The 25,823-nt window shown below is 69.6% G+C and carries 25 protein-coding genes and 1 pseudogene; 8 read left to right on the top strand and 18 right to left on the bottom strand.

Annotation, left to right across the window (positions count from 1 at the left end):
- Positions 1-25: 25 nt before the first annotated feature.
- The 4 genes from ACIHAD_RS25895 to ACIHAD_RS25880 all read right to left on the bottom strand — a co-directional run bounded on the left by ACIHAD_RS25895 (position 26) and on the right by ACIHAD_RS25880 (position 1,791).
- Complete coding sequence (locus ACIHAD_RS25895; RefSeq protein ID WP_397357214.1) at positions 26-844, bottom strand: helix-turn-helix transcriptional regulator; 819 nt, start codon at positions 842-844, stop codon at positions 26-28.
- A gap of 163 nt (positions 845-1,007) precedes the next feature.
- On the bottom strand, positions 1,008-1,307 hold the full coding sequence (locus ACIHAD_RS25890; RefSeq protein WP_397357213.1) for a hypothetical protein: 300 nt from the start codon (positions 1,305-1,307) through the stop codon (positions 1,008-1,010).
- Complete coding sequence (locus tag ACIHAD_RS25885) at positions 1,301-1,546, bottom strand: hypothetical protein (protein WP_397357212.1); 246 nt, start codon at positions 1,544-1,546, stop codon at positions 1,301-1,303. The genes ACIHAD_RS25890 and ACIHAD_RS25885 overlap by 7 nt, the downstream gene beginning before the upstream one ends.
- A complete protein-coding gene (locus tag ACIHAD_RS25880; RefSeq protein WP_397357211.1) occupies positions 1,543-1,791 on the bottom strand; it encodes a hypothetical protein in 249 nt (82 codons plus the stop codon). The genes ACIHAD_RS25885 and ACIHAD_RS25880 overlap by 4 nt, the downstream gene beginning before the upstream one ends.
- 238 nt (positions 1,792-2,029) lie before the next feature.
- Here ACIHAD_RS25880 and ACIHAD_RS25875 point away from each other — a divergent pair, with 238 nt between their 5' ends.
- Both ACIHAD_RS25875 and ACIHAD_RS25870 read left to right on the top strand, forming a co-directional pair.
- Positions 2,030-2,989 (top strand): NADP-dependent oxidoreductase, encoded by a 960-nt coding sequence (locus tag ACIHAD_RS25875; protein WP_397357210.1) that lies wholly within the window; start codon positions 2,030-2,032, stop codon positions 2,987-2,989.
- Positions 2,990-3,058: 69 nt separating this feature from the next.
- Positions 3,059-3,700, top strand: a complete 642-nt coding sequence (locus ACIHAD_RS25870; RefSeq protein WP_397357209.1) for a hydrolase — start codon at positions 3,059-3,061, stop codon at positions 3,698-3,700.
- 29 nt (positions 3,701-3,729) lie between these two features.
- Here ACIHAD_RS25870 and ACIHAD_RS25865 read toward each other — a convergent pair whose 3' ends face one another.
- Genes ACIHAD_RS25865 through ACIHAD_RS25855 form a run of 3 tightly spaced genes read right to left on the bottom strand, consistent with a single transcriptional unit; the run spans position 3,730 to position 9,470 of the window.
- A complete protein-coding gene (locus ACIHAD_RS25865; protein ID WP_397357208.1) occupies positions 3,730-6,387 on the bottom strand; it encodes a LuxR C-terminal-related transcriptional regulator in 2,658 nt (885 codons plus the stop codon).
- 56 nt (positions 6,388-6,443) lie between these two features.
- Positions 6,444-9,116 (bottom strand): AAA family ATPase, encoded by a 2,673-nt coding sequence (locus ACIHAD_RS25860; protein ID WP_397357207.1) that lies wholly within the window; start codon positions 9,114-9,116, stop codon positions 6,444-6,446.
- Positions 9,117-9,128: 12 nt separating this feature from the next.
- Positions 9,129-9,470: a transposase family protein gene (locus ACIHAD_RS25855; RefSeq protein WP_397357206.1), complete on the bottom strand. Its 342-nt coding sequence runs from the start codon at positions 9,468-9,470 to the stop codon at positions 9,129-9,131.
- A 21-nt stretch (positions 9,471-9,491) separates the two neighbouring features.
- Between ACIHAD_RS25855 and ACIHAD_RS25850 the strand changes: the two are divergent.
- The 5 genes and pseudogenes from ACIHAD_RS25850 to ACIHAD_RS25830 all read left to right on the top strand — a co-directional run.
- Positions 9,492-9,646, top strand: a pseudogene (locus tag ACIHAD_RS25850) (transposase family protein); the annotation flags it as partial.
- 238 nt (positions 9,647-9,884) lie between these two features.
- On the top strand, positions 9,885-10,712 hold the full coding sequence (locus ACIHAD_RS25845) for a helix-turn-helix domain-containing protein (RefSeq protein ID WP_397357205.1): 828 nt from the start codon (positions 9,885-9,887) through the stop codon (positions 10,710-10,712).
- 485 nt (positions 10,713-11,197) lie between these two features.
- Positions 11,198-11,374: a hypothetical protein gene (locus ACIHAD_RS25840; protein ID WP_397357204.1), complete on the top strand. Its 177-nt coding sequence runs from the start codon at positions 11,198-11,200 to the stop codon at positions 11,372-11,374.
- 40 nt (positions 11,375-11,414) lie between these two features.
- Positions 11,415-12,086 carry an alpha/beta hydrolase gene (locus tag ACIHAD_RS25835; RefSeq protein WP_397357203.1) on the top strand — a complete coding sequence of 224 codons (672 nt, stop codon included), beginning with the start codon at positions 11,415-11,417 and terminating at the stop codon, positions 12,084-12,086.
- A complete protein-coding gene (locus tag ACIHAD_RS25830) occupies positions 12,083-14,287 on the top strand; it encodes an ATP-binding protein (protein WP_397357202.1) in 2,205 nt (734 codons plus the stop codon). Before ACIHAD_RS25835 ends, ACIHAD_RS25830 begins: the two co-directional genes overlap by 4 nt.
- A 56-nt stretch (positions 14,288-14,343) precedes the next feature.
- Here the strand turns inward: ACIHAD_RS25830 and ACIHAD_RS25825 are convergent, their stop codons facing one another.
- Both ACIHAD_RS25825 and ACIHAD_RS25820 read right to left on the bottom strand, forming a co-directional pair.
- The gene (locus ACIHAD_RS25825) at positions 14,344-14,652 is read right to left on the bottom strand and encodes a tetratricopeptide repeat protein (RefSeq protein WP_397357201.1); all 309 of its coding nucleotides are present in this window, start codon (positions 14,650-14,652) and stop codon (positions 14,344-14,346) included.
- Positions 14,649-15,629: a pirin family protein gene (locus ACIHAD_RS25820; RefSeq protein WP_397357200.1), complete on the bottom strand. Its 981-nt coding sequence runs from the start codon at positions 15,627-15,629 to the stop codon at positions 14,649-14,651. Before ACIHAD_RS25820 ends, ACIHAD_RS25825 begins: the two co-directional genes overlap by 4 nt.
- 264 nt (positions 15,630-15,893) lie before the next feature.
- Here ACIHAD_RS25820 and ACIHAD_RS25815 point away from each other — a divergent pair, with 264 nt between their 5' ends.
- The gene (locus ACIHAD_RS25815; protein WP_397357199.1) at positions 15,894-16,709 is read left to right on the top strand and encodes an SRPBCC family protein; all 816 of its coding nucleotides are present in this window, start codon (positions 15,894-15,896) and stop codon (positions 16,707-16,709) included.
- Positions 16,710-16,806: 97 nt separating this feature from the next.
- On the opposite strand, the gene ACIHAD_RS25810 is transcribed toward ACIHAD_RS25815, so the two are convergent.
- The 9 genes from ACIHAD_RS25810 to ACIHAD_RS25770 form a co-directional block, all read right to left on the bottom strand.
- Positions 16,807-17,025, bottom strand: coding sequence for a hypothetical protein (locus ACIHAD_RS25810; RefSeq protein ID WP_397357198.1), 219 nt, complete (start codon positions 17,023-17,025; stop codon positions 16,807-16,809).
- A 15-nt stretch (positions 17,026-17,040) separates the two neighbouring features.
- Positions 17,041-17,574 (bottom strand): anion permease, encoded by a 534-nt coding sequence (locus ACIHAD_RS25805; protein WP_397357197.1) that lies wholly within the window; start codon positions 17,572-17,574, stop codon positions 17,041-17,043.
- Positions 17,571-18,161 carry an anion permease gene (locus ACIHAD_RS25800; RefSeq protein WP_397357196.1) on the bottom strand — a complete coding sequence of 197 codons (591 nt, stop codon included), beginning with the start codon at positions 18,159-18,161 and terminating at the stop codon, positions 17,571-17,573. Before ACIHAD_RS25800 ends, ACIHAD_RS25805 begins: the two co-directional genes overlap by 4 nt.
- 195 nt (positions 18,162-18,356) lie before the next feature.
- Positions 18,357-18,545 (bottom strand): beta/gamma crystallin domain-containing protein, encoded by a 189-nt coding sequence (locus tag ACIHAD_RS25795; protein WP_397357195.1) that lies wholly within the window; start codon positions 18,543-18,545, stop codon positions 18,357-18,359.
- A 325-nt stretch (positions 18,546-18,870) separates the two neighbouring features.
- The gene (locus ACIHAD_RS25790; protein ID WP_397357194.1) at positions 18,871-21,594 is read right to left on the bottom strand and encodes an ATP-binding protein; all 2,724 of its coding nucleotides are present in this window, start codon (positions 21,592-21,594) and stop codon (positions 18,871-18,873) included.
- A gap of 45 nt (positions 21,595-21,639) precedes the next feature.
- Positions 21,640-23,157 carry a long-chain fatty acid--CoA ligase gene (locus ACIHAD_RS25785; protein WP_397357193.1) on the bottom strand — a complete coding sequence of 506 codons (1,518 nt, stop codon included), beginning with the start codon at positions 23,155-23,157 and terminating at the stop codon, positions 21,640-21,642.
- Positions 23,148-23,966, bottom strand: coding sequence for an alpha/beta fold hydrolase (locus tag ACIHAD_RS25780; RefSeq protein ID WP_397357191.1), 819 nt, complete (start codon positions 23,964-23,966; stop codon positions 23,148-23,150). The genes ACIHAD_RS25785 and ACIHAD_RS25780 overlap by 10 nt, the downstream gene beginning before the upstream one ends.
- A complete protein-coding gene (locus ACIHAD_RS25775; protein ID WP_397357190.1) occupies positions 23,963-24,952 on the bottom strand; it encodes a phosphotriesterase in 990 nt (329 codons plus the stop codon). Before ACIHAD_RS25775 ends, ACIHAD_RS25780 begins: the two co-directional genes overlap by 4 nt.
- Complete coding sequence (locus ACIHAD_RS25770; RefSeq protein WP_397357189.1) at positions 24,939-25,748, bottom strand: alpha/beta fold hydrolase; 810 nt, start codon at positions 25,746-25,748, stop codon at positions 24,939-24,941. Before ACIHAD_RS25770 ends, ACIHAD_RS25775 begins: the two co-directional genes overlap by 14 nt.
- Positions 25,749-25,823: the final 75 nt, after the last annotated feature.

The raw sequence follows: 25,823 nt of genomic DNA, 5'->3' as shown, positions 1-25,823 counted from the left end.
GGCCTGGCCTGGCGTCTGTTGTCCGTCAGCCTGGCCGCTTGGCCTCGGACGTGAGCGTGTCGTCGGGCTGTGGCGTGCGGTCCATCGCCAGGTCGGCCCGCGCTCTCAACCGCTCGAACGCCGCGGCGGTGGGGGAGGCAGGCTCGGCCTGGTAGACGACGAGCTGCTGGTGGGGGGCGCCGTTGACGGTGAACGCCGAGAACTGGATGTGCAGGTCGCCGACGTGTCGGTGGCGAAGGTGCTTGCCCTCCTGCGTCTTGGGCTTCACGTCGTGGCGGCCCCACAACCCGGCGAACTCCGGGCTTCTGGCTGACAGCTCCTCCACCACCTCCCCGAGACGCGTGGACTGCGGATCGTGACCGTAGGCAGCGCGCAGTTCGGCCACGCAGGAGTGTGCCGCGCGCTCCCACTCCTGGTAGAAGTCGCGCCCGGCAGGCAGGGTGTTGCACGCCAGGATGTCCAGAGCCGGGCCCAGTGCGAACGCCGGAGAGAGTGACCAGCTGTCCATGAGCTGGAGCAACTGCGGGCTGACAGTCGTGCCTGGGGACCGGCTCCAGGCACGGGCCGCAGGCGGCTGAACCAGCCGCCACAAATGCTCGGTGGCCGCCGGATCAAGCAGCAGCGCACGGGCCACCGCCTCGACCACCTGCGGAGACGGGCTGGACTCGCGTCCCTGTTCCAGCCGCACGTAGTAGTCGCTGCTCATGCCCGCCAGCATCGCCACTTCTTCACGCCGTAGACCCTTGACCCGCCGGCGCCCGTATTCGGGCAGCCCTACGTCCTGCGGCTTGAGCGCTTCGCGACGCGCACGGAGGAAATCACCCAAGGGCGTGCCGCTGCTCATCCGACCACCATCCCGCAGATCTGGATTCCACCCGCGATGTCCGTGATGTTCCTCTCCGTCAGCGGCCTGTTCGAGCAGGGGACTGGTCGACATGGTCGACGACGGTGACGTTCTGAGGGGGCAAAGCTCGCATCTGTAGCGTCAATCATGGCGTCCTCGCCGTTCAGAAGGTGATGGTGATCTTGCCTTGGATATGGCGCTCATGGAGATCGATGAGCGCTTGACGGGCATCGGTGAACGCGGAGTCGGCGCCGACTGGGACGCGCAGCGTACCCTCCACCACACGGTGGGCCAGGAGGTCGAGCTGCCCGGCCTGAGCTGCGGCGGTCCCGGCATAGACCGTGTTCACCTCACGGGGGAATCGCTTCGGACCGCCGAGCGGCGATACCGCCAGGCCGCCCGGACGAGCGGCGGCTGCTGCGCGGGCAAGGCTCTGCCCTGCGTTGGCCATGACAATCACCACGTCGGCTCCGCCTCCGTCAGCGCGACCACCTTCTCGGGGATGTCCGCCTGGGGGTGGTCGAGGACCAAGCTGGCGCCAAGGCCGACAAGATAGGGCTCGTCCCCGGCCCGTCCCGTGGCGATGACCCGTGCTCCGGCCAGTTGCACCACGAAGGAGCCCACTCCTCCAGCCGCCCCGATGACCAGAACGTCCAGGCCGGGTGACAGCTTCGCGGCCGTGACGAGTGCTGCCGCGGTCATCGCGCCGGTCGGCAGACCTGCCGCATGCCGAACATCCAGTCCCGCCGGACGCCTTGCCGCACGAACAGATGAGTGACTGGCATCGTGTCGCGCATCGCCCCCGTCTCCAGCTTCACATCGACTGGATTCAGCGCCGCCCCCTCGGTCCGGACCAGTATCTGCCGCGGCCCAGGGGCAAGGACTGGAACGTCCTCGAATGACAGGTGTTCCAGCGGCTCATACGCGTGGGCGACCAAGGCCCTCATGGATGCCTCCTCCTTGCGCGCGGACGCAAGGCAGCCTGCCAAGTGTCCCGGGCCGAAGACATCGGCGAAGAATATCTAGTTTTTTACGTAGATCCTGCCGAGGCGGGCGAGCGCGATCCCGTGCGATCCTCACGTACCCGATCGCACGAACTGGAGATCTGTCATGGCTCGCCCGCGGTCAACGCCCAGATGGCGGTTCTCAACGCGACGAAAGATCCCGATGAACGGAGTCCCTCGCATGTCCCGTGCAGTCAGATTCAGCAGGTACGGCGGGCCGGAGGTCCTAGAGATCGTCCAAGTGCCCAAGCCGTCGCCCGGACCGGGGCAGGTGCTCGTACGAGCCATCGTCGCTCCCATCAATCCGGGTGAGATCGGCATCAGGGAGGGCGCCTTTGCCGACATCTGGCCCGCGTCTTTCCCAGAGGGGCAGGGAAACGACTTCGCCGGCCAGGTCGTGGAGGTCGGAGTGGGGGTGACAGGCTTCTCTGCTGGAGACGAGGTCATCGGCTACGCACCACGTCGTGCGCAGGCCGACTACGTCGTCCACGATGCGGACACCCTGGCCCGCAAACCTCCGGCTGTCTGCTGGGAGGAAGCGGCCCCGCTGTCGGCCGTCGGAGTGACGGCGTGGGCCGGCGTTGACGCGGTGAATCCCCAGCTCGGGCAGGTCGTGGTCGTTTCGGCCGCGGCAGGTGGTGTCGGGGTCCTTGCCGCCCAGTTGGCCCGCCTGCGCGGCGCCACCGTCATCGGAACCGTCGGCCCACGCAATGTCGACTTCGTCCGCTCCCTGGGCATCATCCCCGTGCTCCACGGACCGGGACTTGCGGAGCGCATCAGGCAGGTGGCGCCCAGCGGCGTGGATGCCCTGATCGATACCTTCGGCGACGGCCACGTGGCGACGGCCATCGCGCTCGGTGTGTCACCGCAGCGGATCAATACCATCGCCGACAGGGCTGCCGTGCGTCGATACGGCGTGCATGACCGCGCGCAAGAGGATGCGTTCTCGCCACGGCTGGTGGAACGCCTTGCCACGATGGTGGCCGACAAGAGGCTGCTGGTACCCATCAGCGCTGTCTATCCGCTGGAGCAGGTCGGCCAGGCGTATGTCGAACTGGCCGAGCGGCATACACGCGGCAAGATCGTGCTCAGCCTGGTGCTGGACGCCGACACCCGGGCCCGGCCGATCGAGGAGCATTAGGTAGTTTTCGCCGAGGCGAAGGCTCTACGCCGGTGCGAAGATCACGTTGTCGCTCGGAAGGAGCCGGAAATGTCTGCTAATCCGTACATCGGGCTAGAAGCGCTGTCCACCCCCGACAGCGCGGTTCTGCTGCTGATCGACCATCAGGGGGCACAGTTCGCCGGCCTGCAGAGCCATGACGCCACGAACGTGATCAACAACACCCTTGCCCTGGCCAAGGCCGCCAAGCTCTTCGGCATCCCCACCATCTTGACGACCGTGGTCGCTGACCGGGGCGGTCATCTCCTGCGCCAGTTGCAGGATGTCTTCCCCGACCAGCAGCCGATCGATCGCACCACTCAGAACAGCTGGGAGGATCCGCGGGTCGTGGAGGCCGTGGCGGCCACGGGGCGCAAGGATCTGGTCATCGCCGGCCTTTACACCGACATCTGCGTGGCCTTCCCCGCAGTTCACGCCATGGCCGACGGGTACCGGGTCATCGCGGTAACGGACGCGTCCGGCGCCACTTCGATGGAAGCGCACGAACGGGCTGTGCAGCGCATGGTGCAGGCCGGCGTCATCCCCTCAGCCGCCATCACCATGCTCGGCGAATGGCAGCGAGACTGGGCGAGAGAAGAGACCGTGCCGGGCATCGCCGAGATCTTCTTCGCGCACGGCGGCAGCTTCGGGCCGGCTCTCGCCTGGGAGTTCCAGCTTCTCGGCGGCAAGTAAGCGCTGCGAGCGTGACGGGGCCCCGCCCATCACGCTCGCAGGTCCATGTCGCGCAGCTGCCTCCGCGAGGTGATGCCCAGCTTTTGGAAGACGTTGCGCAGGTGGGCCTCGATCGTGCGTGGGCTGAGGAAGAGCTCGGCGGCCACTTCCTTGGAGGTTCTGCCGCCGGCCACCAGCCGGGCGATGTGCGCCTCCCGCGAGGTGAGAGCGTCGATGGCCGACTTCGTGGTGCGGGTCGGATACTCGCCAAGGTGGCGAAGTTCGCGGGCGGCACGAGTGGCGAATCCGGTCGCGCCCATGCTGTCGAACATCCCGTGGGCCTTGCGGAGCTGGGCACGCGCTTGCTCACGATGCTCGGCGCGGCTCAGCCATTCGCCATAGAGCAGATGGGTACGGGCCAGTTGCACGCTCACGCGACTTCGGCCAAGCCGGGCAAGGGCCTCCTGATACAGCTCGTCTGGAGCGCCGCAGAGCAAGGCGCGGCTGCGTGCCAGGACGCCCAGGCCCCAGTGGGTGCCCGAGGCTTCGGTCAGTTCGGCCAGCTCCTCCACGGCGGAGCCGGCCAGCCGGGTCTCTCCGGTGCGTACCGCCGCCTCGACCAGTTCCGGCAACGCGGCGGCGCTCCAGAACAACCGGCTGCGCGAACCGGCTTGTCGAGCGGGCAGCAGCGCTGCCTGGTGATCGCCTCGGCCATTATGGAGCACTGCCGTCGCGTATTCGACGATCGTGACGAACCCTCCCTGCCCTGCGGCGGCAGCGCGCAGGCTGAGGTCGAAGAGTTCACCTGCCCGCCGCGCGTCGCCCTGGAAAGCGGCCAAGACGATCGCCGCATACGGGGAGGAAGCGCCGGCCATGGCCTCCGTGATCGCGTGAGCTTCCTCTGTCATCGCGGTGGCTTCGGCGAATCGTCCGTTGTACGTCGCCGCGACAGCCTGGAAGTTGAGCGCCAGGGGAAGGAGACTCACCATGCCGGCTGCGCGCGTGAGCTGAACACACCGCGTGGCGAGATTCTCCAAGGCCTTCTCGTCCCAGAGGTCCCAGGCGGCCCGGCAGGCGACCGGGAGCCAGCGCGGATCTGTCGCGCCATCGAGCATCTCGACCGCGGCGCGGAGCAGGGGTGCTGCCGTGCTCTGGCCTTCGGTGAACAGCGCCGCAAGGCCGTCGAGGAGGTGGTCGGAGGCGAGCGGTACGGCCGGCGCCGCAGGGCCGCGCCGGATGGTGGCCGCCACAGCTCTGATTCCCTGGGCGTTTCCGTGACGCTCGGCACCGGTCGCAGCCCACAGCGCCTCAAGGTAGGTCTCCCGCGCGAGCGCGGGATCCAGTGCCGCCGCCTGCTCGGCCGCCTCCAGCAGCCACATGGGTGCCGTGTCGTCGCGTTGCAGAGCGAAGGCGATCTGCCCGCGCAGCCGTAGCAGCCGGGCTCGCCAGTAGTCGGTGAGCGGCCCGAGATCGGCGAGCACGAGCAGGGTGCCGGTGTGTTCGGACGCCCCGGACTCATGTTTGGCGTGAGCCGCGATCACCGCTCGTTCGGCTCTCTTGGCGGGGTCGGGGGTGAGTTCGACGGAACGCTCCAGGAACGCTGCGGCGGCTGCCACTCCCCCACGCCGCCGCGCGTTGTCTGCCTCCTGCTCGAGGTGCAGGGCCAGCTGTTCGTCGGCGTGCGGCGCGGCCTGCGCCAGGTGCCAGGTCCGCCGGTCATGGTGGCCGTCAACGTCGAACGCCTGCGCGAGCACGTGATGAGCGCGCCTGCGATCCGTCTCGGAAGCCAGCCGGTAGATCGCTGAACGCACCAGCGGATGACGGAACCGTACGCGGAAATCGATCTCCAGAAGTCCTGCGCTCTCGGCTGGTTCCGCATCGGCAAGCGTCAGATCATCAAGGCCGGCGGCGTGCTCAAGCACCTCGGGGATGCCCAAGGACTCGGCGGCGGCGATCACCAGCAACCGCTGGGTACGCTCCGGGAGCACGCTCAGGCGCTCGCGAAATCTCCGCTCGATCAGATCCGGGACCGGCTGGTCGGGCGTGCCCGGGAAGCCTGCCGGCCCGTGCGATCTCGGCAGCTCCCACAGGGCCAGCGGGTTGCCCCGCGCCTCGGCGACGAGTTGCCGGCGTATCTCGGCATCGAGCGGCGCCCGAAGCGTCAGCAACGTCCTGGCCGCCTCGTCGGTCAACGGAGCCAGGGCCAGTCGAGGAAGCACGGCCAACGCGGGCGCGGCGTCAGGATCGCGCGTAGCGATGAGCAGAGCGAGGGGGTCGGCTTGGATCCGCCTCGCGACGAAGGCCAGCGCCTGCGCGGAGCCGGAGTCGAGCCACTGCGCGTCGTCCAGAACGCAGATCACCGGGCCATGCGTTGCCGCTTCCGACAGAAGGCTGAGCAAGGCAAGGCCGATCAGGAACTGATCCGGTGCCGGGCCGGCCTCCAAGCCGAACGCGATGCGCAGCGCCCTACCCTGTGGCGCGGGAATCCTTCCGATCAGCTCCAGCAGGGGAAGGCAGAGCTGATGGAGTGCGGTGAAAGAGAGTTCCCGCTCGAACTCGGCGCCGGCGGCGCGCAAGATCCGGGCATCCTCCGCCGAACCCAGCACCGTCTCCAGCAGAACGGTCTTGCCCAAACCGGCCTCCCCATGGAGAACCAGGGCGCCGCCATCGCCCAGCCGCGCCCTGTCCAGAAGGGCGGCGACCTGCACGGCCTCCCTCCTGGGCAGGATCATTCCTCGGGCCTTTCCGGTACGGGCATCGCTGGTCAGAACTCCATGTCCTTAAGTTGTCTGCGAGAGGTGAGGTCAAGCTTCTTGAAAACGCTGCGGAGATGAGCGTCGACCGTACGCTGGCTCAGGAAGAGCTGAAGACCGATCTCCTTGGACGTGGCTCCCGCTGCCGCCAGGCGGGCGATGTTCTCTTCCTGTGGAGTCAGCTGGGTGGCCCTCCTGACTCCGTCGGCCATGCTCTCGCCGTTCGCCCTCAGTTCACGCGCTGCCCGGGCAGCGAATGTGCCTGCCCGCGAGGCGGTCAGCAGCTTGTGCGCCGCCCGCAGTTGGGCCCCCGCCTCACCTTTGCGCCCTTCCCTGCGCAGCCACTCGCCATAGACGAGCTGTGCGCGGGCCAGGCATGTCGTCGCCGGCGTTCTTGACAGCCGCTCGACCGCCTCCCTGTACCAGGGTTCGGCGGCAGGCCCAGCCGTCAGCTGCGCCCTGGCGCAGGCGTGCAGCCCGACGGCCCAATCGGTACCCGCGGTCCGCGTGTGCCGCTCCAACCGCTCGAGGACAGGTGCGGCCAGGTCGTTGCGTCCCGTCCTGGCCGCGGCCTCCAGAAACTCTGTGGCCACGAACGGCATCAGGCCGGGCTCGTCCAGCTCGATCGCGGTCCGGAGAACTGCCAGTGCGGCGTCATAGCGGCACAGGCCGTTCAGCCGGACGGCCTGGGCGTACTCGGCCAGAGTGATCTGCCTGCCTTCGCGGGCGCGTTCAGCCGTCTTGAGAACGGATTCGAGCAGACCCGTGGTGGCCTTCTCGTCGTCCGTCCAGGCGGCATGAAGGAGATCTCCCACGGAGACGGGTGTCTGCCCCATCACCGCCAAGGCGACGTGACTCTCGTCCAGATGTTTCTCGGCTGCCGCCGGATCCCCTGAATACGTGTCGATGAGGACGAGCTCGTACAGCCCGTCCACAAGGTCGGTGATAGCCCCGGACCTTCGGGCTGACTCCACCCGGATCTCGGTGAGCCGGCGCCATCGGGCGAAGTCCCACAGGTCGAGCGCGGCTAGGGCCGCCAGCTTGTGCGCCGGTCCATGACGGGCGGCCAGTGCCAGCCGCATGAGTGGCGAGGCCGGCGTATGACCGTCGAGCGTCCTTGTTGCGAACGCGGCGAGGAACGGGTCCATGGAGTGGTCAGCTGCTCTCGCCCTGATGGCCCTTGCCATTCCGACGCTCCCCTGCGCAGGTCCGCACCTGGCGGATGCGATAACGACGGCGAACGCGTCGAGCAGGTTCTCTTCCGCCCTCTCGGGATGTGCGCGAATCAGGTGAAGGAGATCATGGTGTGTGGCCGCGTCTCGCCTGGTCGCGAACTGGATTCCGGCCCGCTCTACCGCTGCCGTCGGATCTGTGTGGTGGGGATCCCCCATATCCAGCAACGTCAGAGCCCCATCCATATCGCCCAGTTCACGTCGGGCGCGTGCCGCGGCCAGGGCACGCTCACCGAGGCGGCGGGGATCGGAGGTCAAGGAAGCCGCCAGGGCCAAGAAGGCCGCGGCCGCCACCGCTCCACCGCAGACCCGAGCTTGATCGACTGTGGACTCGAGCTCGGCCGCGACCTGTTCGTTCTGGCCGAGCGTCGCGAGAGCCCGATGCCAAGCGCGGCAGTCCGCGTCACGCTCGGCATCGATGACCTCGGCCAGAGCCTGATGCGCCGCCCGCCGTGCCGGAGGTGCCGCCTCCTGGTAGATCGCCGACCGGATCGCCGAGGGCCGGAAGCGAACCAGGTCAGAGATCTCCAGCAGTCCCGCGGACACCACGGCGCCCATGGCCGTCTCGCCTACGCCCAGCCGTACGGCTGCCCGCTTGAGGAGGATGGGATCGCCTGTGGGATCAGCCGCCGCCACAAGCAGAAGGGTCCGGCTGTCAGCCGACAGGGTACGCATCCTGCCGAGCGACTCGCGTTCGACAGGCAGCGACTGCTGAGGGGTGAAGCCCGAGGCCCCCCTCTTGATGTCCGCTGGGAAAGGCGGCTGCAGGAGAGCCCGAGGATTGCCATCGGCCTCGACGATGATGCGGTCGCGGACACGCGGGTCGAGTGGCATTTGCCGTGGGGAGCCCAGTAACTCGGCGGCCGATTCACGGGTCAGTCCGCTGATGCGTTGTGCAGGCAGATCTGTCAGTTCAGGCCTCTCCACCAGCTCCCGAACGGCGAACACCATGAGAATGCGCTCTGCTGCCAGATTCCTGGCCATCATGCTCAGCACATGAGCAGAAGCCGGATCAAGCCACTGTGCATCATCGATGATGCACAGGAGAGGCCGCTCACCGGCAGCCCGAGACGCCAACGCTGAAAGGCCGTGCCCCACCACCGAACTCTCCGGTTCGCCGTCCCGCAAGGCGAAAGCCCTTTCCACGGCCTCTCGCGGCCGTGACGAGATCCGATCGAGCTCATCCAACAGCGACACGAACATCTGATGTGCCGCCGCGAACGCCAAACTCATCTCGAACTCGGCACCCGCCGTCAGGAGAACGCGGAAATCCGTAGCCTGCGCCCGGAGGTGCTCCAGAAGGGCTGTCTTGCCGATCCCGGGAGTGCCGTGCAGGATCAGTGCGTCGCCGTGGCCCTGGCGAGCGCGGTCAAGGAGCCGGGCGAACAACAGGCTCTCCCCCTGCCTCCCGTACAGGATCGGCACAATCGGGGCGAGCTGCGAGCAGTTCATCGAGGAGCAATCCTAACTAGCAGAAGCGACCTTCGGCCCCGGGTAGGCATTGTCGGCCAGGGTGATGAGCCCGGCCTGTTCCAAGGCGCGCACGATGCCCCAGATGCGGGCGGCGCTGACATCATGGGTCTTGCCTGGCAGCGCGCCGGAGGTCCACAGGATCGTCCCGTCCGGTGAGGGGATGACCTGGATGTTCATGCCGTGCATGTGATGCTTGCCGGAGAAGTACGGCCGGTTGGCCTTGATCCGGTCGACGCGGATCAGGGTGCCGTCCAGCAGCAGGTGGTGCAGCCCGGCCTTACGCGCCCGGCTCAATGCCTGTCCGAGTTCGGGTGAGCGCGCCGACAGCAGCATGACGGCCCCCTCGACGTACCGGCCGGCCTCATCCGCCGGCACCGCAAGGTCATCGGCTCGACCTCGCGGCTGCTCAACCCGGGGCAGCAGGCCCTGCTCGTGCTGGTCTACCTGTGCAAAGGAGAGACCTTCCCTGAGCTCGGAGTCGGCTTCGGGTCTCGACGGCGACCGCGTGGCCCACGTAGTGCAGGGTTGAGCGCGACAAATCGACGGCAGCACGTAGAACTGCATCCGGGACCCCTGGTGGTGACGGACGTGATGGTGATCAGCAGCTCGCCGCAGAGGATGAGAACGGCTCAGTGGATGCCTGGTGATCGATTGCCAGTTTATGGAGACGTTGCCGAGCCAACCTGGGTGTAACCCACCCACTCTCCACCGCGAACAGAGTGCGGATTCGCGCCTAATCTGAGAGCCATGGACAGCGAGCGGAACAACCGGCTCGGGGAGTTTCTGCGCGCGCGCCGCACGCAGCTACAGCCCGAGCAAGTCGGGCTGGCCGCGGAAGGCCGACGCCGGGTCCCGGGTTTGCGCCGCGATGAGGTCGCCCGGCTGGCCGGACTGAGCCTTGGTTACTATGCCCGCCTAGAGCAGGGACGCGAGCTCCGCCCGACCCATCAGACCTTGGAGAGTCTGACCCGTGCGCTGCAACTGAACGGCGATGCCGTGGTCATGTTGTACCGCCTCGCACGTCCCACTTCACAGCGGCGGCGCCCGGCCCGCGTTGAACGGGTGAGGGTGGACGTGCTCGCCCTGCTGAACGACTGGACCGTGGCTCCCGCCTACATTCTGGGCTGGTCTCTAGACGTTCTCGTGCGTAATCCGTTGGCCGCCGCTCTCCATAGCCGTTTCGTCTTCGGCGACAATCTGCTGCGCATGGTCTTCCTGGATCCGGTGGGTGCCGAGTTCTTCTGCGACTGGTCCATCACCGCGCGGGCCGCTGTGCAAGAGCTGCGCCGAGTGGTCGATCAGGCGCCAGGCGACCGCAGAGTGCGAGAACTGGTCGGCGAGCTATCCATCGCCAGTTCGGATTTCCGTAGGCTGTGGGCTGGACCCGTACCGCGCGGCGCGATTCCGTACGGTAGCCATTTCTTCCAGCCCGACGTCGGTGAGTTGCGTCTGAGAACCGAGGTCTTCCCGATCGTGAGCAGCCCCGGCCAACAGCTGATCGCGCAGCCCGCCGCGCCGGGATCCCGTTCCGCCGAGGCCCTGGCTCTCTTGGGCACGCTGATCATCCAATCGTGATCACGATCGGTACGGGCGAGACGAGTTGGTTGATCCCGGTCGTCACCGACATCACACCGAACAACGCGACCAGCAGGACGGGGAACCGGAACCTGCGCAACCGGCCACGGCCCGTGGCCGAACCGGTGTGCGAAAGGGTGGTTTTCGGATGCTCCGGGGACGCCACGATCTCGATCCTTTCGATCAAGTGGCCGCGGTGTCTTCCGCGGCTTCAAGAGAGGCTAGGGATCGGAGCCGGGCATGCCATCCCCCTGGAACGGACATCTCGGTAGTGGGATCACCGAGCGGGGCTTCCCCTACAGGCGTGCACTCCGATCCCGGGTGGGAGGGCCATCTGGCGTCTTCTCGTAGTTGATCGAGCCGAGCTGGTCGAGGCGGGAGTGCCGCACAAGCCGGGGAACGCCGACCGTTCGAATGGCCCGCCTCCAGTTCAGGTACGGCGAGCGCCGCTGCGGGCGACGGGACAGTCAGTCCAGCTCGCGGCGATGTGCTTGCTCGCTTCCCAGCAGCGGGAGATCGCCATGCCGGCCGCTGCGGGGCTGACCGGCAAGCAGATCGGCGAATCGCCGCGTACCGTCGCCAGTCACCTGTACCAGGTGTTCCCCACGCTCGGTGGCACCTCGCGGGCGGCGCTTCGCGACGGGCTGAACCAAGTCAAATGACTCATTCGGGGGCCGGACCCGGGAAACTAGCGTGGGCGTCATGAGAATCATCCTGGTCCACGGCGGGTTCGTGGACGGATCCGGCTGGCAGGGCGTCTACGACCTGCTGAAGCGGGACGGTCACGAGGTGGCCGTCGTGCAGAACCCGACCCTGTCGCTGGTGGGTGACGTGGCGGCGACCCGGCAGGTCATCGACGCCGGGGACGGTCCGGTCGTCCTGGTCGGCCACTCCTACGGCGGGGTGGTCATCACCGAGGCGGGCACCCACGACGCGGTGGCGGCCCTGGTCTACATCGCGGCCTTCGCGCCCGACAAGGGCGAGTCGGTGAACTCGCTGATCGCGAACCCGCCGCCCGGCGCCCCGGTCTCGCCGATCCTGCCGCCGGTGAACGGCTTCCTCGCCCTGGACCGCGAGAAGTTCCACGCTTCGTTCGCCGGTGACCTGCCCGCCGAGCAGGCCGCCTTCATGGCCGACTCCCAGGTGCCCTGGGGCGTGGACGCGCTGGGCGGAGCGGTCAGCGAACCCGCCTGGCGGATCAAGCCCAGCTGGTACCTGGTGGCGACCGACGACCGGATGATCCCGCCGGACGTGCAGCGCGCCATGGCCGAACGGGCCGGCTCCACCGTGACCGAGACGTCCGGAAGCCACGCCGTCTACGTGTCCAACCCGGCCGCGGTCGCCGCCGTGATCATCCAAGCCGTCGACCGGTGACCTTCGCGGAGCTGCTGCGCCGACATCGGCACGCCGCTCGCCTGACCCTCGAGGAACTCGCCGAGTCCTCGGGGGTCAGCGCCAGAACCCTGTCGGACATGGAGCGGGGACGCAGTAAAGGACCCCAGCACCGCACCGTCAACGCTCTGGCCGACGCGCTGGCTCTGGACGAGGTCGCCCGCAAGGAATTCGTCGAGCTGGCGCGGGACGGCCGCCTGCGCGATCATTGGAACCGCCCGACCGGCCTGTGCGAGCTACCGCGCTCGGTCGACGACTTCACCGGCCGCGCCGCCGAGCTGGCCTGGACCGGCGAGCTGCTGCGCGGTGAGGCCGCCGTGGGGCTCATCACCGGCCCGGCGGGCCTGGGCAAGACCACGCTGGCCGTACGGGCCGCCCGCGATCTACGGCCGGGCTTCCCCGACGGCGTCTTCTTCGTCGACCTGTTCGGCATGTCCCTCCAGCCGCTCGCCGTCGACGACGCCCTCGCGCAGTTGCTCCACGCGCTGGGCGCCGCGGATCGGGACCTGCCGCGGGAGACCGCAGGGCGTGCGTCGCTGTACCGGTCGTTGCTGCGTGACCGGCGTGTCCTGGTCGTGCTCGACAACGCCCGATCGGAAGAGCAGGTGCGTCCCTTGCTCCCCGGTGACGGCGGCAGCAAGGCGCTGGTCACCAGCCGCCGCCTGCTGGCCGGGCTGGAGGGCGTTCACCGGCTCGCTCTCGGTCCCTTACCGGCGGTGGAGGCGGTGCTGCTGCTGACCGGGATCCTGGGAGAGCGCTGCGACAGCGGATCTGCGGTCACCGAGCTCGCCCGGCTGTGCGGAGGGCTGCCTCTCGCGCTGCGCATCGTCGGCAACCGGCTGGTCAGCAGGCCGGGATGGACGGCCGCCACGCTCGCCGTGCGGCTGTCAGGTGAGGAGCGCCGGCTCGACCAGCTGAGGGCGGGGGATCTGAAGATCGCCAACGCCTTCGCGATGTCCTATGGGCAACTCGCGGACACCGCCCGGCGTGTCTTCCGCCGGCTCGCCCTCGTACCGGGGCACGACTTCGACGCCACGCTCGCCGCGGTCGTCGGCGACCTCCCGATCGAGGACGCCTGGGACGCCCTCGACGAGCTCGTCGACCTCGGGCTGTTGCAGGACGGCGCGTCGGGCCGCTACCGCTTCCACGACCTGGTCCGGCTGTTCGCCCGAGACCGGCTGCACGCGGAGGAACCGGAAGCCGGCAGGGACGCGCTCGCCGAGACGGTCACGGCGTGGCTGCTGCGGATGGCCACCACCGCGGGGCGCTGGTTCGAACACGCCGAGCGCCACCTGGAACCCGACCCCGGCCTGTCCTGCGCGGAGGAGGCCGACCACTGGCTGCGCGCGAACGCGGACAACTGGTTGGGCGCGTTGCGCACAGCGGCCGGCAGCGGACGGCACTCCGCCGTCCTTGACTGCGCCGAATCCCTGGACTGGTTCTCCGACCGGTGGATGCACGCGCCACACTGGCTGGAGGTCTTCACCCTCGGAGCGGAGGCCGCCGCCTCCATGAGCGATCCGGCCAGGGAGGCCAACCAGCTGAACCAGCTGGCCTGGGTCCACCTGCTGCAAAGAGGCGATCCGGAGACCGCGCTGCGCCACACAGCCCAGGCGATCGATCTCGCCACCCGTAGCGGTGCCGCCAACCAGATCGCCTCGGCCCACCACCACGCGGCAGGCGCCCTGCGCAGACTCGGACGGCTCGACGACGCCACCGCGTCGGAGACCCTGGCCGCGGAGATGTTCAAGGCCGACGGCGACCTCGACTCCTACTGCCAGGCCCTCGGCGCCCTCGGCTCCTGCTTGCGCGACGCGGGACGCCACGCCGAGGCGCTGCGGCAGTACCGCGACCTGCAGGCCCTGCTGGAGGACGGCCGGTCCGGGATCCGGCCGAGCGTGGTGGCCTTCACCCGGCCGATCGCGCTCGCCCGCATCGGCGAATGCCTGGGCCTGCTCGGTGACAGGACCGAGGCGATCGCCAAGCTCACCGAGGCGATCGGCCTCATGGAACAGGCGCAGATGCCCGTCCTGCAAGCAGGCTCCCTGGAGACGCTGGCGGCCCTGCTCGCCGAGGACGACGGGATCGCCGAGAGCCGCCAGGTCTACGCGCGCGCGGCCGAGGTGTACGAGGCGGTCGGCGACGCCGGGGCGAGCGCCCGCTGCCGTGCCCTGGCCGATTGACCGCCGCGTGCTGCCGCGCGCCCCTGGCCGCCTGCGGTGGCCAGGGGCGCCGGCGTTCAGCCGGTCATCGCGGCGTGCAGCCGCAGGTACGGCTCGGCCTCCGCGTGCCGGTTGGCCCGCTGCAGCGTACGCCCGAGCAGCAGGTGCGCGTACTCCTCGGTCGGAGCCTGCTCGATCACGGCCCGCAGTTCGGCCTCGGCTCCGCGCAGCTGGGCGGAGTGGTAGTAGGCGCGGGACAGCAGGAGCCGGGCGGCCACGTTGCCCGGCTCGGCGGCGACCACCGGCGCCAGGATGCGGGCGGCGCCGATGTAGTCCTTGAGCTCGAAGTACATGCGCCCGCGGGCGAACTCCTCGGCCAGGTTCACAGGTGCTCCTTTCCATCCGTGTGCGGCATCCGGGCGGAGGGGACGACGCCCAGGCGACCGGCCTGGTAGTCCTCCATCGCCCGCAGGATCTCGGCGCGGGTGTTCATCACGAAGGGGCCGTAGTGCACGACCGGCTCGCGGATCGGCTGCCCGCCGAGCAGCAGCACCTCCAGGTTCGGCTCGGCCTGTGGCTGGCGCTGGGCCGCGGCGAGCGTGAGCGCGCCGCCGGGCCCGAACGTGACCAGCTGTCCCTTGCGGATCGCGGCGTGCCCGGTGCCGGCCGTGCCCTGTCCGGCCAGGACGTAGGCGAGCGCGTTGTAGCCGGGGTTCCACGGCAGGTCGAGGGTCGCGCCGGGGGCCAGGGTGGCGTGCACCATCGTGATCGGGGTGAACGTGACACCCGGCCCCTGGTGGCCGTCCAGCTCGCCGGCGATCACCCGCAGCAGGGCGCCACCGTCGGCCGAGGCGAGCAGCCTGGCCTGGCCGCCGCGGATGTCCTGGTAGCGCGGCGGGTGGAACTTGTGGGCGCGGGGCAGGTTGACCCACAGCTGGATGCCGTGGAACAGCCCGCCGGAGACGACCAGATGCTCCGGAGGCTTCTCGATGTGCAGCAGCCCGGAGCCGGCGGTCATCCACTGGGTGTCGCCGTCGGTGATCGTGCCGCCGCCGCCGTTGGAGTCCTGGTGGTCGAAGATCCCGTCGATGATGTAGGTGACGGTCTCGAAACCGCGGTGCGGGTGCCAGGACGTGCCCTTGGGCTCGCCGGGCGCGTACTCGACCTCGCCCATCTGGTCCATGTGGATGAACGGGTCGAGGTCGGCGGAGGACACCCCGGCGAACGCGCGCCGTACGGGGAAGCCCTCTCCCTCGAAGTCGCTGGGCGCGGTGGTCACGGACCTGACCGGCCGCTGGACGGTCGTGGCGGGGTCGGTCACGACGCGGGGAAGCGTCAGCGTGTCGGCGGTGATGGCGGGCATGGGCTCCTCCAGACTGATTGAAACTTAAACAGTCGAGGGCAGGAACAGTCTCGGCGAGGTGGAAATTCCCCGAGGATCCGCAGGCGATGGATCTTGCTCCATCGCCTCAGCCTGCTGACGTCTTGCAGAACTTGCCCAAAAGTCGCCGTCTTCTGCCTGATACCCGCCTTTCCCGGGCGGAGACGAAACACCCTGGATGGCATCCGTGAGGTGACGGTCATGCTCACGGCGGGCTGATGGTCGGGCGGCACGCAGGATGGCTGGATGGGCACCAACCGACGCTGTGGGGTAACCGTGACCGGCGTTGAACTTTCCGGCCGTCGCGCTGAGCTCGAGCAGTTGTCCAGCTTTCTCGGCAGCGCGCGGCGGCATGGGGACGCACGACTGATGCGGGGCGAACCCGGTGTGGGCAAGTCCGTTCTCATGGGTGCCGCGGCCGAGCTGGTCGTGACGGCGGACATGCGGGTGCTGCGCGCGTCCGGGTCGGAGTTCGAGGCGGACATCAGCTACTCCTGCCTCAATCAGTTGCTGCTGCCGGTGAACGCGGACATCGAGCGGCTGCCGCCCGGTCTGAGGGAGGCGCTGTCGGTGGCGCTCGGGTTCGGTGTCGGCACGCCCGCCGACGCGCTCCTGGTCTGCAACGCGGCGCTCCTCCTGGTGAAAGTGGTCGCCGCCGAGGTCGAGATCGCCGCCCCCCTCCAGCGGGTGTGGCACCTCCACACCGACGTGAACTCCTGGCCCTCCTGGCAGAGCGACATCACGGAGGCCACCGCGGACGGCCCGCTCGAAGCGGGCTCGGTCTTCCGCTGGAGCACCTTCGGCCTGGACATCACCTCCACCGTCCACGCCGTCGAGGCCCCTCAGCGCATCCTGTGGGGCGGCCCCGCCCACGGCATCACCGGTGTCCACCAGTGGACCTTCACCGAGCGAAACGGCGTGGTGCTCGTGGAGACCGAAGAATCGTGGGACGGCGAGCCGGTCCTGGCCGACCTCGAGAACATGCGGGCGGCTCTGAATGCCTCACTGACCTCGTGGCTCATCTACCTCAAGACCGCTGCCGAACAGCCGCTGATCCATTGAGCCCCACAAGCAGGGGGCCGATGGCGGGACGTCCCGCCATCGGCCCCCTGATGGCCATCGGTGCCGTTCCCCACCGGTCGGCGTTCGTGCACGCCTGTCAGTGGAACTGCGGCACGATCAGGTAGAGGCCGTAACCCACCACCGCCGTGCACACCGCGAAACACGCCATGGCCACGGCCCCCGCCACTGTAGGGCCCCGCACGTCCCGCCGATCCGAGAGCGTCACCGCGCCAAGGGAGAAGACCCCCACGACCGCGAGACCGACGATCAGGCTGACGGCGAAGACCCGGCCCAGCTCGGCCCACTTGACGTCCATCCCACCCCTTGTCGCTCAGGTGCCCGTCTGCTGCCGTAGGGCAGGCGGTTCGTTGACGTTGCCGGCGTGCACGGGGGCGCGGCGGCCGGCGGCGTACAGTCCGGCCGCGCAGGCGATCGCCACCACGGCCGCGACGATCACGCCATGTGTGCCGGTGATGGTCACCACGCAGGCCGCGGCACCGACCGCAGCCGCGGCGGGCAGCGTGAGCAGCCAGGCCAGCGCCATCCGGCCCGCCACGCTCCAGCGCACGTGCGTCGGCGGCCGCCCCATCCCGGTGCCCAGGATCGCGCCGGAGACCACCTGGGTGGTCGACAAGGCGAAGCCCAACTGCGAGGAGGCCAGGATGACGGTGGCCGCACCGGTCTCGGCGGCGAAGCCCTGCGGCGCCTCGATGTCGGTGATGCCCCTGCCCATGGTACGGATGATCCGCCAGCCCCCCATAGAGGTGCCCAGCGCGAGGGCCAGCCCCGCGACGGCGATCACCCACAACGGCGGGCCGGAACCGGCGACCAGCGCTCCGGTCGAGATCAGGGTCAGGGTGATCACGCCCATGGTCTTCTGCGGTCGTTGGTGCCGTGCGCCAGTGCCACCAGCGAAGCCGAGGCGATCTGCCCGAAGCGGAACGTCCTGGTCACCGACTCCTGTCCGGCGGCGTTGCCGATCACCGCATGGGCGAGGAAAGCCGCAGTCATCGCGACGAACCCCGCGATCAGCGGCGAGGCCACCGCCGGAATGAGAATCTTCTCCAGCACTGTGCCGACGTTCACGCCCCGCGCTCCGGCGCCCGCCCATACCGCGCCGATCAGTCCGCCGAACAGCGCGTGCGAGGAACTGGACGGCAGCCTCAGCACCCAGGTGAGCAGATTCCACAAGATCGCGCCGATCAGCCCGGCGAGCACCATCGGTGGCGTCACCAGGGTCTCGTCCACGATTCCGCCCGAGATCGTCCTGGCCACCTCCACCGACAGGCAAGCGCCGAGCAGGTTCAGCACGGCCGGCAGCTGCACCGCGGCCTTCGGGCGCAGCGCACCGGTCGCGATGGAGGTGGCCATGGCGCAGGCCGTGTCATGGAAACCGTTGGTGAAGTCGAAGACCAGCGCCGTGATGATCACCGCAATGACCAGGAACGTCATGTGCTCCACGCCTGCTGCCCACCCTCCCGCCGTCATCAGGATGCCGGCGCGCCCAGCCCCACCGGCCGTGGGTCTGCCCCGGGACGTCAAGTGATCGTTTTCGGGGCGAGGGGTGACGTGGCCGGGGAGATGTCGGCCGGTCGCGCTCCGCAGGCCGGAGGGCCGGCGTTCTCGTCGCCGCTGGATGTCGGCGCGTCACAGAATCTGGATGGCGACGACCTTCGGAGGGCGGTTCGGGAAGGAGATGTCGTGCCAGCGTTCGATCTTCACCGGGTCACCGTTGAAGTTCTCGCCGCCGACGCATTGGACGTGATCGATGGCGAAGGCCGGTCCACCCGGAACCGTAACTGCGAGGGCGGCCGGAGCGGTCGAAGTGCGTCGCATGGTCGGGTCCCTTCAGGACTCGGTGTGGCAGAGTGCCCTCCACCTTCGCCAATTCTTGACCCAATGTGATCAAGAGGCCACTGGCTGTAGCGGCATGATGTTCTGTCCGCCCTCTCGCCGATCCGGCCCTCCACGGTCAGCGACTCGGGGAGGCTCACCAAGGAGCGGCCGGCCGGGCCGGTGACGAGTGCGACCCCGGACGCTTCCCGGGTCCAGGCCGGCTCCGCCGTACGGCCGGTGAAGTCGTCGGTCGCGACCTCGTGCCGGGCGGGCTCGATCCGCCAGCCGGGTCGCCGATGAAACCGCCGGGTACGAGCAGATTGAGTTATTTGACTTGGTTGAGGGCATCGCGGAGCCCTGCTCTGGAGGCGACGCCGAGCTTGGGAAAGACCTGATACAGGTGGTTCGCGACGGTGCGCGGGGACAGGAAGAGCCGCTCGCCGATCTGTTTGTTGGTCAGCCCCTCGGCCGCGAGCCTGGCGATCTCCCACTGCTGCGGGGTCAGCTGCGCACTGGCCGAGCCGACGGACAGCCCGGTCGCCCGCAGCTCGTTGCCCGCTCTGGTCACCCACGGCTCGGCGTGGAGGCTGCGGAAGGTCTCCAGCGCGGCGGTCAGCTGGATCCGCGCCTCGGTGGTGACCTTGTCCCGGCGCAGGCGCTCACCGAAGGTCAGCTGCAGCCTGGCCCGCTCGAACGGCCAGCGCTCCGCGCCGGGAGTGTCCAGAGCGGCCTGCCACATGCGGCTGTACTGCTCGGCCGGAGCAGCCATGGCCGCCGCCGCGCCGGTGATCATCTCCAGTCGCGGCGAGATCACGCCCAGTCCCCGCACCACTGCGGCATGGGCGGCCGCCTCGACCTGGCGGCCGGTCCGCATGGCTGATTCGACCAGGTCCGTGATGGTCCACAACGCGTGCGGGACGTGTGAGGCGAGCCGGCCAGCCGGGCTGATGGCAGTGGCCTGGTGGTAGGCCTCCTCGAAGTCGGACCGGGCCAGCGCGGTCAGGGTACGGACGTGCCAGGCGTAGTTCTGGATCGCGCGGGCCCGTCGCGGAGTCGCCCAGCGGATCATCTGGGCGGCCAGGTCCGTGGCGAGGTCCTCCTGCCCGCGTGCGGCGGCCAGCATCGCCTTCAGGTAGTGCCCCTGCCAGGCGAGCAGCTGGTAGCCGTGCTTGTCGCACAAGGTCAGGCCCTCTTCGACGACGTCCTCCATCTCGGCCCACTCGCCGACCAGGAAGGCGTTGTTGGCCAGCAGGAACAGCGCCTCGATCGCCGCGGTGACCGCTCCTCCTTCGCGGCCGTGGCTGACCACTCGCCGCAAGCCGTCGCGGCACGCGCCGAGCCGGTCGACGTAGGAGGCGGCGATCCCGACCCGGCCGATCCGGGCCGGGATGATCTCCTGGCTGAGTCCCACGATGACGGCGTCCAGCCGGTCGAGCACCGGCGGCGCCAGCCGGGCCGGGTCGGAGAAGGTCCTGCTCAGCAGATCCAGCAGCTCGGGCGGCCGGGGACGAAGCCGGGCCAGAGCCCGGTGCAGCGGCTCCCACAACTCCGCGCGCCCGCCGAAGAAGCAGACCATGAGCAGGGTGTAGAGCCCTTCGATCAGGGGTTTGTTGTGGGCGTCGCCGGGATCGGAGAGCATCTCCACCGCGCCGAGCATCAGCCGGTGCGCGCTGTCCACATCGCCGTCGCCGTGAAGCAGGTGGTAGGTGCCCGCGACTGCGGTGGCCAGCGACTCGCCCCGCATGTCCGCCCGGCGGGCCCGCTCCAGCAGGGGCGGCGCGTCCCGCAGGTCGCCGTTGACGATCGAGCCGAGGTATGCGGCCTCGCCCAGCCGGTCGGCCCGGCTGAGGTCCGCCGGGCTCAGCTCGGCCGCGCGCAGGAGCTGGGTGATGGCGGCGACGCTGTCGCCGCGCCGCAGGTTGGCGTGCGCGACGGACTGCAGGAGCGCGGCGACCTCCTCGTCGGGGCCCTCCGCCGCCTCGGCCAGATGCCAGGCCCGCCGCTCGGGCCGGTCGGCCAGCCGTACGGCGAGCAACCGATGGGCACGGCGGCGCTGCTCGATCGTCGACAACTCCACCACCGCCGAGCCGATCAACGGATGACGGAAGACCAGCCGCTGTTCGATCCGGATCAGCCGCGCCCGCTCTGCGGGGGCCAGCTCGCCGACGTCCCCCAGCACGCCCAGATCGCCGGTGCCGTCCAGGACGGCGAGCAGCAGCATGTCGTAGGTGGCGGCGGGCAGGTCCTTGATCCGCGAGGCGAACACCGACTGCAGGCGCCCGCCGAGCGGCAGGACCGGGGGCAACACGCTGACCCGCTGAAAGTCGCCGAGCGCCACCGGCAGCTCCAGCAAGGCCAGGGGGTTGCCCTGAGCATCGGCCAGCAGTCGCTGGTGAGCCCTGGGTGCCAGGGCCGGGAAACGTGCTTTCAGCAGGGCCTTGGCCGCCTGCTTCTCGAGCGGTTGCAGCTCGTGGCCGGGTAGTCCGCCGTAGTCGAAGAAGCTCTCCTCGCCCGAGCGGGAAGCGGCGAGCAGTCCGGTCCGGCTGCCGGTGAGGCGGCGTGCGACGAAGTTCAGCACGACCGCGCTGGCACGGTCCAGCCACGCGATGTCGTCGACGGCCACCAGCAGCGGCCCGGCGGCGGTGGCCCGGCTCAGGAGCGACAGCGCGGCGTTGGCCACGAGAAGCCGGCCGGGCGGTCCGCCCTCGCCCAGGCCCAGGGCGACGCTCAGCGCGCGCTCGTGCACAGCGCCCAGCGCGGGCAGGTCGGCGAAGAGCGGGCGGAGGACCTGGTGGAGGCCGGCGTAGCTGACCTCGGCCTCGAACTGCGAGCCGTAGGCCCGCAACACCTGGTGGCCCATCTGGAGCGCGTGTTCCACCGCCGCGTCCAGCAACGCGGACTTGCCGACCCCGGCCTCCCCCAAAAGGATGTACGCGCCGCCCTGGGCGGCGGCCCGCTCGATGAAGGACCCGATGCAGGCCAGATCCCGATCCCGGCCGAACAACTGACCGCCACCTAACGAGGGTGCCCCGCCCGTGATCGAAGCCACGGGTCGACTGTACGCGCACTCGCCGCGGGCATCGACAGAGCGCCGTCAGCCGACGGTGCGCGCGGAGCCTGCCCAGTACGGCAGGCGCAGCTCCCTCTTGAGGATCTTTCCTGCTCCGGAGACGGGCAGCGCGGCGACGAACTCGCACGAGCGTGGCGCCTTGTAGGCGGCGATGTGGTCCTTGACGTGCGCGCGGATCTCCTCGGCGGTGGCGCCTGCCCCGGCGCGCAGGACGATGACGGCGTGTACGCGCTCACCCCACCTGTCGTCCGGCACCCCGATGACGGCGCAGGAGGCCACGGCGGGGTGCTGGGCGATGATGTTCTCGACCTCGGTGGAGTAGACGTTCTCGCCACCGGTGATGATCATGTCCTTGATCCGGTCGACGATGTAGAGGTAGCCCTGCTCGTCGAGACGGCCGGCGTCGCCGGTGTGCATCCAGCCTTCGCGGACAGTGTCGGCGTCGGACAGGCCCCAATAGCCGAGCATCACGTTGGGGCCGCGGACCACGACCTCGCCGACCGTGCCGGTCGGAGCGGTGGTGCCGTCGGGGGCGACGATACGGATCTCGCAGTGGGGCGCGGGCCGGCCGGCGGATCGCAACGGGAGGCCGCCCTTCGCGTGGTCGTCCGCGGTGAGCAGGGTCGCCACCGGGGCCAGTTCCGTCATTCCGTACGCCTGCGTGAAGCCGGCCCCAGGGAAGGCCTTCATTGCCCTGGCCAGGACCGCCTCGGAGATCGGGGAGGCGCCGTAGGCGATGCGGGTCAGGCTGGAGACGTCGTAGTCCGGCAACCGGGGGTCGTCGACCAGGAACTGGATCATCGTCGGGACCAGCAGGGTCGCGGTGGCACGGTAGTCCTGGACGGCGGCCAGCACGCGCGCCGGGTCGAAGGCGGGCACCATGACCTGGGTGCCGCCGACCAGGCTCTGCATCACCCAGGAGGCCAGACCGGCCAGGTGGAACAGCGGCGCCACATGCAGGAAGACGCCGCCGGGCCGGACCATGGCACTGCCGGCGAGAGTGCCGAGCGCCGAAGTGATCAGGTTGTCGTGGCTGAGCATGACGCCCTTGGGGTGGCCGGTGGTGCCGCCGGTGTAGAACACCCCGGCAAGGGCCCGGCCGCCCCGCCGTACGTCCGGCACGGGCGAGGCGGCGGCCACCAGCTCCTCGTAGGCGAGCACACCCTCCGGAGCGGGATCGTCGCCGCAGTGGATCACGATGCCTTCCCGCAGCTCCCGGAAGGCATCGTCCACCAGCAGGACCTTCGCCCCCGAGTCCTTCAGGGCGTAGGTCATCTCGGCGGGCGTCCAACGGGTGTTGAGCGGGGTCACCGCCGCGCCCAGCCACCAGGTGGCCAGCAGGTACTCGTGGTAGCGGGCGGAGTTGAGCGCCGCGATGGCCACCCGGTCGCCTTCCCCCACGCCCACCTCGCGCAGCGCTCCGGCCAGGCGGGCGACCCGGCCGGCGACCTCGCGGTGGGTACGGACCCTGCCGCCGTCGACGGTGGCCGGCAGGTCGGGCGTCTGCTGGAGGGCGCGGTGCAGCGCCTGGGTCAGGTGCATCCGGCGAACCCCGTGATCGCGGCGGTGAAGACGGCGGGCTGTTCGAGGTGTCCCATGTGGCCGCTCTCCTCCAGGAGGACGAAGCGGGAGCCGGGGATGCCCTCGTGCAGCATGCGCCCCCAGCGAGGGCCGCAGATGAAATCGTGGGCACCGCTGATGATCAGAGTCGGCGCCGCGATGTCACCCAGATTCTTCCGGACGTCGAAGGGCGGTCCGCCCGCCCGCTGAGGCGCGATCCAGCCCCGCACGGGCAGCACGCCCGCGGCCTCGTCGTAGTGGGCGAAGTAGACGGGCAGGACCTCGCGCAACGCCACGGTGAACGCCTCGTCGTCGACCGCGGCCAGAGCTCGTTGGAAGGCGTCGGCGTATCCGGCGCGCTGGACGTTGGCCATCGCCTCCGTCCAGAACTCCTCCCCCGTGACGGGCGAGGTGTCGAAAAGGATCAGGCCGGCCAGGCGGTCGCCGCGGCTCAGCGCGTACCGCTGGGCCACGAAGCCGCCGTGCGAGTGGCCGAGCAGGTAGACGCTCGGCGCGGCCAGCTGCTCGATGACGCCGTGCAGGAAACGAACGTAGGTGCCGAGGCCGTAGTCCCGCACGCGGCCGGACCGCCCGGTGCCGATCGGCTCCAGGTAGACCAGCGTCAGGTGCCGCTCCAGATCCGGCATGCGCAGGTACTCCCAGCCCAGCCCGGGTCCGCCCGGGTGGACGACGCAGACCGGCCCGGCGCCTGCGACGTGGTAGCGCTGGTCGACGCCGCCGACGCTCACGGTGTGGGTGCCGGGCAGCAGCGGGTCTGAGGGGATGCTCACCGATGCTCCTCGAAGTAGCGGCGCGGGTTGTCGATCAGCATCGTGTCGAGCTGCTGGTCGGTGACCCCCGCCTGGCGCAGGGCCGGCAGTACTTCGGTATGGATGTGGGTGTGGTGCCAGTTCGGCGCGACCTGCTCGCGCACGCCGGGTGGGAACCAGTCGATGTGGCAGGAGGCGTCGTGCGAGAGCATCATCCGGTCGGCCAGGCCCTTCGCGGCGAGCGTGGCCACGGTCTGGACGCGCTGGTCGCCGGGAAGCAGGATGTCCAGGCCGAACCGGTCCATGCCGAGATACGACCCGTTGTCGGCCAGGTTCTGGAGATAGTCGAGGTCGGCGGTGTCGCCGCTGTGCCCGATCACCACCGCGCCCAGATCGACACCCTCCTCCTGGAAGATCCGCTGGGCCAGCAGCCCGGTGCGGAGTGCCGGATTGGTGTGCACGGTGATCGGCGCCCCGGTGCGCTTGTGCGTCTCGGCCACGGCCCTGACGACCCGCTCGACGCCGGGCGTCAGCTCGCCCTCCAGCGCGCACTTGAGGAAGGCGGCCTTGATGCCGGTGCCCGCGATGCCCTCGGTCAGGTCCTGGACGAACATCGAGACCATCTGCTCGTCGCCCCCCAGCAACGTCCCCGGCCCGTGGTACTGGAAGAAGTGCGGCACATCGCTGTAGGTGTAGATCCCGGTCGCCACGATGATGTTGATGTCGACCAGGGCGTTGACCTTCGCGACGCGCGCGACGTCCCGGCCCAGGCCGATCACCGTCGGGTCGGCGATGGTGTCCACGCCTGCCTGCTTCAGCGCGGTGAGCTTGCGTGCCGCGTCGGCGATCCGCTCGTCCTCCTGCCACAGGTGCGGGTAGTTGAGCTGGATCTCCGGACTGGTCACGAAGACGTGCTCGTGCATCAGGGTCACCCCCAGGGCGGAGTACGGCACGCGTCCGCGTACCGTCTCCACCCCGGCGGGACCGGCCGGCTCAGTCGACGGCATGAGCGGCGTCCAGGATGATGCCGGTGACCAGGCCCGGCCGGCTGATCATCGGGACGTGCGAGGCGTCGGTCTCGTAGACCTTGGACTTGGCGCGCTTGTAGAAGAATCGCTCCAGGGCCGGCGGGATGGCGTGGTCCTGGCGGGCCACCAGCGCCCACGACGGGATCGTGTGCCAGGCGGCGCCGGTGCTCACGTCGGTGTAGGAGGAGGCGGCGAACGGGCGCTGGGTGGCGGCCATGAGCCGGGTCTGGGAGACGGGCAGGTCGTGGGCGAAGGCGGCCCGGAGCTTGTCGGCCTTGAGGTAGAGGTCGACGCCGGTGCTGCCGTCGGCGTTGGTGAAGGGCACCTCGCGGACGGAGTCGGGGATCTGGCTGCCGGGGAACTTGCCGAACAGCTCGGCCAGAGTCTCGCCCTTGTCCGGCGCCATGGCGGCGATGTACACCAGCGCCTTGACGTTGTCGACGCCGACCGCGGCGTTGGTGATGACGGCGCCGCCGTAGGAGTGGGCGACCAGCACGATCGGGCCGTCTATCGACTTCAGGACGCTGTTGATGTAGGGCACGTCGGTGGGAAGACCACGCAGCGGGTTGGCCGGCGCGATCACCGGATAGCCCTTCTCCTGCAGCTTGGGGATCACGCCGTTCCAGTTGGAGGCGTCGGCGAAACCGCCGTGTACCAGGACGATCGTGGGCTTGGGACCGCTCTCGGCGGAGGCCATAGAGGCGGCCGGCACAGTCAGCAGGGCGGCGGCAAGGCCGCCAGCGACGGCGACGGCCATCACCTTACGGCGAGGCATGGCGGGACGAAGCATCACTACTCCAAGGGAGGAAGGGGGGCGCCCGGCCGGCGCCCCGGAGATCGGCTGAGGCGC

The organism is Nonomuraea sp. NPDC052265 (genome assembly GCF_044547985.1).
Lineage (GTDB): Bacteria > Actinomycetota > Actinomycetes > Streptosporangiales > Streptosporangiaceae > Nonomuraea.
This window is presented reverse-complemented; position numbering and strand designations above follow the sequence as displayed.

Bases quoted from the DNA above. Each gene is read 5' to 3' on its own strand.
- ACIHAD_RS25835 (WP_397357203.1), top strand. From the start codon at position 11,415: ATGAGAATCATCCTGGTCCACGGCGGGTTCGTGGACGGATCCGGCTGG.
- ACIHAD_RS25860 (WP_397357207.1), bottom strand. From the start codon at position 9,116: ATGAACTGCTCGCAGCTCGCCCCGATTGTGCCGATCCTGTACGGGAGG.
- ACIHAD_RS25785 (WP_397357193.1), bottom strand. From the start codon at position 23,157: ATGCACCTGACCCAGGCGCTGCACCGCGCCCTCCAGCAGACGCCCGAC.
- ACIHAD_RS25895 (WP_397357214.1), bottom strand. From the start codon at position 844: ATGAGCAGCGGCACGCCCTTGGGTGATTTCCTCCGTGCGCGTCGCGAA.
- ACIHAD_RS25885 (WP_397357212.1), bottom strand. From the start codon at position 1,546: ATGACCGCGGCAGCACTCGTCACGGCCGCGAAGCTGTCACCCGGCCTG.
- ACIHAD_RS25815 (WP_397357199.1), top strand. From the start codon at position 15,894: ATGGGCACCAACCGACGCTGTGGGGTAACCGTGACCGGCGTTGAACTT.
- ACIHAD_RS25800 (WP_397357196.1), bottom strand. From the start codon at position 18,161: ATGACGTTCCTGGTCATTGCGGTGATCATCACGGCGCTGGTCTTCGAC.
- ACIHAD_RS25875 (WP_397357210.1), top strand. From the start codon at position 2,030: ATGTCCCGTGCAGTCAGATTCAGCAGGTACGGCGGGCCGGAGGTCCTA.
- ACIHAD_RS25770 (WP_397357189.1), bottom strand. From the start codon at position 25,748: ATGCCTCGCCGTAAGGTGATGGCCGTCGCCGTCGCTGGCGGCCTTGCC.
- ACIHAD_RS25820 (WP_397357200.1), bottom strand. From the start codon at position 15,629: ATGCCCGCCATCACCGCCGACACGCTGACGCTTCCCCGCGTCGTGACC.
- ACIHAD_RS25775 (WP_397357190.1), bottom strand. From the start codon at position 24,952: ATGCCGTCGACTGAGCCGGCCGGTCCCGCCGGGGTGGAGACGGTACGC.
- ACIHAD_RS25855 (WP_397357206.1), bottom strand. From the start codon at position 9,470: ATGCTGCTGTCGGCGCGCTCACCCGAACTCGGACAGGCATTGAGCCGG.
- ACIHAD_RS25810 (WP_397357198.1), bottom strand. From the start codon at position 17,025: ATGGACGTCAAGTGGGCCGAGCTGGGCCGGGTCTTCGCCGTCAGCCTG.
- ACIHAD_RS25795 (WP_397357195.1), bottom strand. From the start codon at position 18,545: ATGCGACGCACTTCGACCGCTCCGGCCGCCCTCGCAGTTACGGTTCCG.
- ACIHAD_RS25880 (WP_397357211.1), bottom strand. From the start codon at position 1,791: ATGAGGGCCTTGGTCGCCCACGCGTATGAGCCGCTGGAACACCTGTCA.
- ACIHAD_RS25845 (WP_397357205.1), top strand. From the start codon at position 9,885: ATGGACAGCGAGCGGAACAACCGGCTCGGGGAGTTTCTGCGCGCGCGC.
- ACIHAD_RS25840 (WP_397357204.1), top strand. From the start codon at position 11,198: ATGTGCTTGCTCGCTTCCCAGCAGCGGGAGATCGCCATGCCGGCCGCT.
- ACIHAD_RS25870 (WP_397357209.1), top strand. From the start codon at position 3,059: ATGTCTGCTAATCCGTACATCGGGCTAGAAGCGCTGTCCACCCCCGAC.